The sequence below is a fragment of the Stenotrophomonas sp. 05L44_2 genome (assembly GCF_056665995.1).
In genome coordinates, this window is sequence record NZ_JBFTNR010000813.1 from 1 (window position 1) to 1,718 (window position 1,718).

The following is a 1,718-nucleotide window of genomic DNA, read 5'->3' on the forward strand; positions in this document are numbered from 1 at the left end:
ACCCCGGTCTTGCCGTGTGCGCAGGACAGCGCACACGAGCAAGGCGCCATCGAGCCCCCAGGGATGGGTTTATGGCGTGTCCTGCGTCGGGGGGATCACCCCCTCAACCCAGCAGCAACCAAAACGCTGAACCCATCCGCGCGACGGCGCGCCTTCAATCCCTCAAACCGACTCGAACCGGTTCGCCGCCACGTTCTTGCGCACATGCTGCGGGTCGAAGATCCGGCCGTTCATTGCGATGAACACCCCCGCCGGCAGCGACTGCACCGCACCGAACGCACAGCCGAKGTTGAACTCCGCATCCGAACCACGGAAACGCGCCGGGCTCAGCGCACCGGTCATCACGATGGTCTTGTCCGGGATCGTCGCCAGCACCTTGCCGGTCTGCACCATCGAATCGGTGCCGTGGGTCACCAGCACGTGGCGGGTGGGCTGCGCGGCGATCGTCGCGCGGATCAGCTCACGATCGTCGTCGTTGATGTGCAGCGAATCCTTGCGCAGGATCGGAATCACGTTGAAACGGAACGTGACCCCCAGTTCGCGCAGGATCATGCCGATCTGCGGGTCGCCGATCTGGTAGTCCGACTTGTCGTCGAAATAGATCTTGTCGATCGTGCCACCGGTGGTGACGACCAGGAGCTCTTCCATCATGTGCATGCGCGAAACCAAGGCAGGTACAGCGGCGCGGGGCCGGGAACGCAGATGATACGGCCCACCGGGCGCAGCGTCAGCGCCGCCGCCCGAAACGGGCGCGCAGGCCGGGCAGGCTGGCCGAAAAGATCACCAGCAGCGCCAGCACGATTTCGATCAGTGCCAGCCAGCGGGTCTCGGGATGGCTCCAGGCGCTCATCACGCCGTGGCTGAACCAGCCCAGGGCCAGCACCGCCGCCCAGAACCCGGCCTTGCGCCAGCCCAGCCGCAGGGCGATGGCCAGCGCCAGCGGCGGCGCAGTGAACACCAGCTGGGTGGCCAGCCAGTGCCTGTCGTTGATGAACCAGCCGGCAAACAGCGCCGCCAGCCCCATCAGGGCCAGCAGCAGCACGGTGCGCGGCGCGGTGCTCATCGCGCCAGCCGCTGCGCGATGTCGGCCACGCGCCGGCCCAGCGCCCGCGCCAGTACCGCCTCATCGTCGGTGGGTTGCGGGTCGTCGGCGGCGCCGGCCACGTGGCTGGCGCCATACGGCGTGCCGCCACTGGTGGTGTGGCTCAGCGCCGGCTCGGTGAACGGAATGCCGACGATCAGGCAGCCGTGGTGCAGCAGAGGTACCTGCATCGACAGCAGGGTCGACTCCTGGCCGCCATGCATCGACGCAGTGGACGTGAACACCCCGGCCGGCTTGCCGGCCAGCGTGCCGTTCACCCATTCGGCGCCGAGGCCGTCAAGGAAATGCTTGACCGGCGCGGCCATGTTGCCGAAACGGGTAGGGCTGCCCAGCAGCAGTCCCTGGCACTCCGCCAGGTCCTGCACGCTTACATAGGGCGCGCCATCGTCGGGTACCGGCGGCTGCGCGGTCTGGGTAACGGCAGCCACCGGCGGCACCGTGCGCAGCCGCGCTGCCATGCCCGGAACCTCGCCGATGCCCCGCGCGATCTGGCGCGCCAGCCGTGCCACCGAACCGCCGCGGCTGTAGTACAGCACCAGGATTTCGCCCATCGCGCCCAGCTCTCCTCATCGTGTGGACGCCAGTATGGCTATCCTGCACCGATTCCGCATCGGGT

At 68.1% G+C, this 1,718-nt stretch carries 3 protein-coding genes; all 3 read right to left on the bottom strand.

Annotated elements, in window-relative coordinates:
- Nucleotides 1-162: 162 nt before the first annotated feature.
- Nucleotides 163-648 (bottom strand): asparaginase domain-containing protein, encoded by a 486-nt coding sequence (locus AC1VAN_RS20920; protein WP_480986646.1) that lies wholly within the window; start codon nucleotides 646-648, stop codon nucleotides 163-165.
- 79 nt (nucleotides 649-727) lie between these two features.
- Nucleotides 728-1,063, bottom strand: a complete 336-nt coding sequence (locus tag AC1VAN_RS20925) for a DUF2069 domain-containing protein (RefSeq protein WP_025879136.1) — start codon at nucleotides 1,061-1,063, stop codon at nucleotides 728-730.
- Nucleotides 1,060-1,653 (bottom strand): NAD(P)H:quinone oxidoreductase, encoded by a 594-nt coding sequence (gene wrbA, locus AC1VAN_RS20930; RefSeq protein WP_025879137.1) that lies wholly within the window; start codon nucleotides 1,651-1,653, stop codon nucleotides 1,060-1,062. The genes AC1VAN_RS20925 and wrbA overlap by 4 nt, the downstream gene beginning before the upstream one ends.
- Nucleotides 1,654-1,718 lie beyond the last annotated feature (65 nt).

Bases quoted from the DNA above. Each gene is read 5' to 3' on its own strand.
- AC1VAN_RS20925 (WP_025879136.1), bottom strand. From the start codon at position 1,063: ATGAGCACCGCGCCGCGCACCGTGCTGCTGCTGGCCCTGATGGGGCTG.
- wrbA (WP_025879137.1), bottom strand. From the start codon at position 1,653: ATGGGCGAAATCCTGGTGCTGTACTACAGCCGCGGCGGTTCGGTGGCA.